This window comes from Candidatus Eisenbacteria bacterium (assembly GCA_005893305.1).
Taxonomy (GTDB): domain Bacteria; phylum Eisenbacteria; class RBG-16-71-46; order SZUA-252; family SZUA-252; genus WS-9.
The window spans coordinates 1-6,549 of sequence record VBOZ01000001.1 but is presented as its reverse complement, the minus strand read 5'-3'; the positions used below and the strand labels follow the sequence as shown (position 1 = coordinate 6,549).

Sequence of the window (6,549 nt, the reverse complement as noted above, 5' to 3'; positions counted from 1 at the left end):
TCGGAAATCTCCAGGTGGCCACCTCCCGGCATGGTGTCAGACGCGCGCTCTTGGGCCTCCTTCCTCGAGACCCGGACTACCATCGACTCAAGGACGCGCTCGTCCTCTATGCCGGGATCGAGCAGGAAGGCGGATGGGGCTTCATCCATTCGGGACCTCCGCTTAGGCTCGGGCGCGTGGACCCTCGGGTCCCGCTCCTACGGACAAGGCTTCGGGCTTCCGGCGACCTCTCGAAAGGCGACAGGGGGAGAAGCTTCGATCCGCCCCTGGAACGCGCGGTGATGGTGTTTCAGGCGCGCCATGGCCTCGAGTCGACGGGCGTCGTCGGCCCGGCGACGCTTGACGCGTTGAACGTTCCGGTCGGGGCCCGAGTCAGGCAGATCCAGCTCAACATGGCCCGCCGCCGGTGGCTCCCTCAGGATTTGGGGAAACGCTACGTCGTGGTCAACGTGCCCGACTTCACGCTGGACGTGATGGAGGGGGAGCGATCCGTGCTTCACATGCGGGTGGTCGTCGGAAAGCGGGGCAGCCCGACGCCGCTCTTCAGCGGCAAGATCACGTACGTCGAGCTGAACCCGTACTGGAATATTCCGCGGGATATCGCCAAGGACGAGATCGCGCCCCTTGTCCGGGACGACAGGACCTACCTCGAGCAGAATCAGATCAAGGTCTTGTCGGGCCCTCAAGAGGACGCCGCCGAGGTCGATCCGTCCGACGTCGACTGGGGGAAGATAGGCGAGGAAGGCGAGCCGTACCTGCTCCGGGAGGAGCCCGGTCCCACGAACCCGCTCGGGAAAATCAAGTTCATGTGCCCCAACGAGCACGACGTCTACCTGCACGACACCCCGGCCGGTCACCTGTTCAGCGTGAAGGAGCGGGACTTCAGCCACGGATGCATCCGCGTGGAGCGGCCCATGGATCTGGCGGTTTACCTGCTGCGGGGAACGGCCGATGGGTCTCGCGACCGGATTCAGGCTCTCATCGACTCCGGCGAGCGAAAGGCGATCCGGCTACCGGAGCCGGTCCCGGTGCACATCCTCTACTGGACCGCCTGGGTGGATGGCAGCGGGCTGGTCCAGTTCCGGGACGATGTCTACGGGCACGATCGCCGGCTGGACGAGGCGATCCGGAGCGGCACGGAAGCTCAATTCCAGATCAACGCGCCCGTGAAGGAGAGCCAGGATTCGACGCGGTGACCGCGCTCGCACGGTCGGCGACGAGCCGATGGATCGAAGCCGGGAAGTACTCCGCGCCATCCGCGAGAGCCCGCCGCAATGTGGCGATGTCGTCGACGTCGTACCACGTCGGCAACAAGTCGACCGTTAGGCCGAGCGCGCTCGCCCGCGCGAGGGTCGCCCCGGCGACGCTATCGGTGCTCCACGGAATATCTCTGAATAGCTCCGGCACAGGGGCGCGCAGCCCGATCAGGTAGTACCCGCCGTCCTCGGTCGGGCCGATCACGACGTCATGCGTGTCGAGAGACGTGATCGCGCGGACGATCCAGGCCGGGTCGACCGTGGGGCTGTCGGAGCCGATGGCGACCGTCTTTGTGGCTCCACCCTCGCGCAACAACCCGAACGCCGCCTCGAGCCGCGCGCCCAGATCCGCGCCGACCTGCGGCGCGATCCCGATCCCCAGACTCCCCACCAGCTCTCGAACCGCACGGTCAGGCTCCCCGTCCAGGAAGAGCGTGATCGGCGCTTCGTGCGCCGGAGCGAATCGGCGAAGGGTCGTTTCGAGGCAGGCGCGCGCGACGGCCGCCGCCTCTTCCGGCGAGAGCGGCGGAACGAGCCGCGTCTTCACGCGCCCCGGCATCGGAGCCTTGGCGAAGATCGCAATCGCCGCGCTCATCGCGCGCGGGCCGGACGCCTCGCGGTCGCCGGGCGACCGGCGGTCACGGGGCGGCGACGCGTCTCCGGCGCGAGCGCCGGCAAAGGTCCCGACGTCCGCCTCAGGTGAAACAGGATCTGCTGCAGGTACCCGCGCCCCGGGCCCAATCGCCGAGCCCAGTCCGCCAATTCCTGATCGCGAGCCCGCCGACGGGAGGAGAGCTCCTGCGTCGCTCGCCGAATCCACCGATCGACGGGGAAGGCCTCCAGCCGATCCAGGCCGAAAAGCAGAACGCAGTCCGCGATCTTGGGGCCGACGCCGGGAAGGGCGGTGAGCCGCTTCCGCGCGTCCTCGATGGGGCCGCTTCGTAACCGCTCCCACGACCACGCGCTCCCAGCCGCGACCGCGCGCGCCGTCCCGAGAAGATAGGGCGCCCGAAACCCGAGGCCCAGCTCTCGGAGGTCCGCCTCGCGCACCCGTGCGATCGCCTCGGCCGGTGGAAAGGCGCTCCGCGTCGAACCCTCGATCGGATCGCCCCAGGCGCGCGCCAAGCCCTCGACGCAGGTCGTGATCTTCCTGATATTCGCGGCGGCGGAGCAGATGAACGAGGCGAGGGTTTCCCATGGTTCCTGGCGAAGGAGCCGGAGCCCCAGGAGAGGGAGAAAACCCGGAACCGATCGCAGCTCCTCGGCATGCTCGAGGTGAACCCTGGGGTCTTCGTCGAGCCGCAGATAGTGCCGGAGCGAATCCTCGCCTGGATCCTCGCCCAGGATCTCGACGGCGAGGGTGCCGGCTCCGTTCGGCCGCGCCAGCACCTCCGCGCGCTCGATGACGCCGCTCCAGCCGCCGTCCACACGCTGCCAGCGGAAGGCTTGACCGCAAGAGAACGTCAGGTCGAGATCGAGCGGTCCGACCACCCCAAGCGTGTGGCTCGCACGGTTCATACCGAGAAAATCTACACGATCCGGGTCACCGCCGCCCGGTTCCCGTTGACGCTCCGAGAGAACGCATGGGATGATCGCGAGACGCCCTATGAATCGACCCTCAACCGCCCTCGCACCGCGGACCGCGGCAATCCCCGCGGCCGCGTTCCTGTTCCTGGTCACTCTCGCGCTCGTGCTCCTGGCGTCGCCGGCCCCTGTGGGTGCCGGTCCAGGGTCCGCGACCGGGAGCGCCGACGTGCGTATGGTGCGCCTCCTCTCCGATATCCCCGACTCGATGCGCGCGCGCCCGGAGCGCGTCCACGATCTGCGTGTCCGGCTCGTTCACGGCAACGTGCTCGTCTTCCGGAAGGGAGGCGAGTTCGCCGCGCTTCTCCCGATCGATCAAATTCCGGGAAGCCCCGATTCCCTCCGGTACTTCTATTACGTCGAGAAGCCCTCCCTCTTCTGGATCTTCGCCGGCGCCCGGACCAAGGGCATTCGGACCGTGGCGGCCGGGGATAGCATGCAGTTCAATTCGTTCCGCCTCCTCTGGGGGCATGAAGGCGAGGGGCTCGGTTGGATCTACTTCCCCGACGTCCGCGAGAATCAGCACCTTCGCTTCTCGGTCGTGAGCGGCAAATCGGTCGACGAGGTCGACCCCAAATACACGAAATACTGGGTCGAGCTGGGCGCCGAATCGGAAGCGGGGTTCTAGCGAACGATGTGGGTGCGGGTCCGCGATTACCTCCTCCGTAACCTCGGGCTCAAGCTCGCCTCGCTCCTCCTGGCGCTTCTCTTCTACGCCCACGTGGTCACCGATCAGCTGCGCGAGTCCCGGATCACGGTGGGAGTGTCGCTGAGCGGCCTTGCCGACACGCTGGCAGTTGTCGGAAGTCCTCCGACGAAGGTGAACGTGAAGGTTCGGGGGAAATGGAAGGACCTGATCCGCCTCGAGCTGACCAACACCTCGCTCTCGATCGACCTGGCGGGGGCATCCCCGGGGCGCTTCCAGAGGACGATCTCGGTCGAGGACGTGCGGGAGCGGGCGATCCCGGCGGAGCTGTCCAAGTCCCTCGACGTGACCGAGGTCGTCGACCCGCGGACGATCGACATCACGCGCGAGCCCAAGCTGGCCCGGACCATGCCGGTGGCCCCCCGCGTCGTCGGAGCGGCCCCTTCCGGCTACTGGATCGACGGCTCGGCCGAGGTGGAGCCCGACTCGGCGCGGGTCGAGGGCCCGGCCTCGACGGTGGCCCGGCTGGATACCGTCTACACACTCCCGGTTGACATCACGGGAGAACGCGAGAAAATCCAGCGGCAGGTCCCGCTCGATCTCGGCCCGGGCAGTCTGACGGCCGAGCCGCGGCGCTTCTTGGTCACGATCCGCATCGCCCGGGCAGCGGCGGAGTCCTCCGGGCAGCATCCGTGAGTTCGCGGGAACGAAACATTCTTCGAGAGGAGATCGACGCGAAATGAAGCGAACCACCGACACGACCCTCCCTGGCGGTCCCAAGACCGCGACGGTCTTTCCGGACGTCGATCGGCGCCGCGTGCTGGAGGGGCTCACCCTGATTCCAACGAAGATCTTCTTCACCAAGGGTGTGGGTAGCCATCGCGACGAGCTGCGCTCGTTCGAGCTTGCCTTGAAGGACGCGGGAATCGAGAGGCTCAACCTGGTGCACGTCTCGAGTATTTATCCGCCGCTCTGCAAAATCATTTCCAAGGAGGAGGGCAGCAAGCTCATCGCGCCGGGGAGCATCGCCTTCTGCGTGATGGCGCGGCAGGCGTCGAACGAGATGCGGCGGCTCATCGCCGCCTCGATCGGATGCGCGCTGCCGGCTGACAAGAACACCTACGGGTACCTGAGCGAGCACCACGCCTACGGGCAGACCGACGAGGTCGCGGGGGAGTTCGCAGAGGACATGGCCGCCTCGATGCTCGCCTCGACGCTCGGCGTCGAGTTCGACGAGAACGCGAACTGGGACGAAAAGGAGCAGGTCTTCAAGATCTCCGGCGACATCGTCCGCACCTTCAACGTCACCCAGTCGGCCGTGATTTCTTCGAAAGGTTGGACCACGGTGGTGGCCGCCGGTGTATTCATTTTTTGAGGTGGCGGAAACAATCACCCTGAGCATGGAGTGGGCGTGATCGGGCGAATCCTGGCGGGAGTCCTCATAGCTGCGCTTTGCACCGGCGTGGCGGGCGCGGGTCCGGCGGATTCGACCAAGGCGGTACCGGACTACCCCCCGACGCAGCAGGGGGGCCAAGTCACGGACAACGACCGTGCTCCGGTCGGGACGAAGGCGAAAGCTCAGCCGAAGAAACCCAAGAAGTCCAAATCGGGAGGAAAATCCATGACCGCCGCCGGAACGATGCCAGTCAAGCCCGCGATCGCGCCGGCGCACGTCGAGGTACAGCACATCCTGATCGGCTTCTCCGGCTCCGTCCCGGGCAAGAACATCACGCGTACGAAGGAAGAGGCGATGAAGCTCGCGCACGAGATCTTGGACAAGGCCCGGAAGGGCGCTAACTTCGACTCGCTGGTGGCCAAGTACACCGACGACAGCCCCCCGGGGATCTACAAGATGGCGGCCGAGGGCGTGCCGCCCCTAATGAGCGAATACGGACGGAAGCAGATGGTTCCGGCTTTCGGAAACGTGGGTTTCGCGATCAGCCCCGGGAACATCGACATCGCCGAGTACGACCCGACGACCAGCCCCTTCGGCTGGCACATCATCAAGCGCCTGCGCTGACCGCGCCTCCGCCGACGGCGCCCCCGTCGCCCTGGGAGAAGCCGAGGGCCTCCCAGATCAGCGGCACGATGTCGGTCAAGCGCCTCGGCTCCCACGCCGGTCTCCAGCTCCCCCACAGCGTGAAGAACGCCGGATTCAGCGTGTGGGTCTTCACGCTCAGGTCCTCCACGTTCCCATGGTCGCTCACCACGATCACGATCGTGGACTGTAGATCGAGGCGCGCCAGGGCCGCCTGAAGGGCCCGGTCGAGGTCGGCCAGGCAACGCATCGCGCGCGAACGGTCCTGGTCGTGCCCTGCCCGGTCGGTCTCGAAGTACTCGAAGAGGGCGAAATCCTGCTTCATCGTCTCCTGGGCGATGATGGCCCCAGCCTCCTCGGGCGTTCGAAGCGGGAGGTCGAAGCCCCACTCCCGCATCCGCCAATGGGTCAGGTCGTGGACGACCGCGCGACCCTCCAGGAGGTCCGCCCAGGTGCGGAACGGAGCGCCCGACGCCAGCGTGGCGAGCGTGGTCGCCGAGAGGCGCCGCATGGTCTCGGGGGTTTCGAAAAACCGGGGGCCGAACGCGTTCAGGAAGGTTGCCGTGCGCGCCGACTCGCGAATTCGCTTCAAGATCGAATGCTGCTGGATGATCGCCTTGAGCTGGGGACCGGGAAACCCCGAGATGTGCTTGCCCATGGCGGTCGGTGCGTTCACGCCGGTCAAGATCGTGGTCTGCCCGGTTGCGCTCTGGGGTAGGCCCGGAACGCCCATGGAGGCGTCGAGGCCGTGCGCCATCGTCGGTGCTGCCACACTGGCGCGCGGGGACTGGGTACGGGTAAGGCGGAACGATGGAAACTCGCCGGTGGCAAGGGGGTTTCGGTCCGCGTCGTCCTCGCCGACGCCGACCCCATCGACGAAGAAGAGGAGCACGCGCCGCCCGCGGTCGGTCCCCTCAAACGAAACGGGAGCCTCGGCACTAGCGCGCGGTCGGTGCAGGGCCGGCGACGCGGGGTCGTTGACCTGCGCTAGGGGGCTCCCGGGTTCGTGATCTGATTTCTATTCA

At 66.9% G+C, this 6,549-nt stretch carries 8 protein-coding genes; 5 read left to right on the top strand and 3 right to left on the bottom strand.

Annotated features, from left to right (window positions below; all coding sequences use genetic code 11):
- Positions 1–1,196, top strand: a 1,196-nt coding sequence (locus E6K79_00040; protein TMQ67339.1) for a peptidoglycan-binding protein, incomplete at its 5' end; no start/stop codon positions are given.
- On the opposite strand, the gene E6K79_00035 is transcribed toward E6K79_00040, so the two are convergent.
- Entirely contained in the window at positions 1,156–1,851 is a 696-nt protein-coding gene (locus E6K79_00035; GenBank protein ID TMQ67338.1) for a glycosyltransferase, read from the bottom strand. The two genes, E6K79_00040 and E6K79_00035, sit on opposite strands and share 41 nt — an antisense overlap.
- Positions 1,848–2,774 carry an 8-oxoguanine DNA glycosylase gene (locus tag E6K79_00030; GenBank protein ID TMQ67337.1) on the bottom strand — a complete coding sequence of 309 codons (927 nt, stop codon included), beginning with the start codon at positions 2,772–2,774 and terminating at the stop codon, positions 1,848–1,850. Before E6K79_00030 ends, E6K79_00035 begins: the two co-directional genes overlap by 4 nt.
- A gap of 88 nt (positions 2,775–2,862) precedes the next feature.
- Here E6K79_00030 and E6K79_00025 point away from each other — a divergent pair, with 88 nt between their 5' ends.
- The 4 genes from E6K79_00025 to E6K79_00010 are packed head-to-tail and all read left to right on the top strand — an operon-like array spanning position 2,863 to position 5,506.
- The gene (locus tag E6K79_00025; protein ID TMQ67336.1) at positions 2,863–3,468 is read left to right on the top strand and encodes a hypothetical protein; all 606 of its coding nucleotides are present in this window, start codon (positions 2,863–2,865) and stop codon (positions 3,466–3,468) included.
- A 12-nt stretch (positions 3,469–3,480) separates the two neighbouring features.
- Positions 3,481–4,182, top strand: coding sequence for a hypothetical protein (locus E6K79_00020; GenBank protein TMQ67335.1), 702 nt, complete (start codon positions 3,481–3,483; stop codon positions 4,180–4,182).
- Between the two features lie 43 nt (positions 4,183–4,225).
- Positions 4,226–4,861 carry an arginine decarboxylase, pyruvoyl-dependent gene (locus tag E6K79_00015; protein ID TMQ67334.1) on the top strand — a complete coding sequence of 212 codons (636 nt, stop codon included), beginning with the start codon at positions 4,226–4,228 and terminating at the stop codon, positions 4,859–4,861.
- A 36-nt stretch (positions 4,862–4,897) separates the two neighbouring features.
- On the top strand, positions 4,898–5,506 hold the full coding sequence (locus tag E6K79_00010; protein ID TMQ67333.1) for a hypothetical protein: 609 nt from the start codon (positions 4,898–4,900) through the stop codon (positions 5,504–5,506).
- Here the strand turns inward: E6K79_00010 and E6K79_00005 are convergent.
- Positions 5,490–6,482: a peptidase gene (locus tag E6K79_00005; GenBank protein TMQ67332.1), complete on the bottom strand. Its 993-nt coding sequence runs from the start codon at positions 6,480–6,482 to the stop codon at positions 5,490–5,492. The genes E6K79_00010 and E6K79_00005 overlap by 17 nt on opposite strands.
- Between the last annotated feature and the right edge of the window lie 67 nt (positions 6,483–6,549).

Excerpts from the sequence above, each read along its gene's own strand:
- E6K79_00035 (TMQ67338.1), bottom strand. The coding sequence starts at position 1,851 with ATGAGCGCGGCGATTGCGATCTTCGCCAAGGCTCCGATGCCGGGGCGC.
- E6K79_00030 (TMQ67337.1), bottom strand. The coding sequence starts at position 2,774 with ATGAACCGTGCGAGCCACACGCTTGGGGTGGTCGGACCGCTCGATCTC.
- E6K79_00025 (TMQ67336.1), top strand. The coding sequence starts at position 2,863 with ATGAATCGACCCTCAACCGCCCTCGCACCGCGGACCGCGGCAATCCCC.
- E6K79_00015 (TMQ67334.1), top strand. The coding sequence starts at position 4,226 with ATGAAGCGAACCACCGACACGACCCTCCCTGGCGGTCCCAAGACCGCG.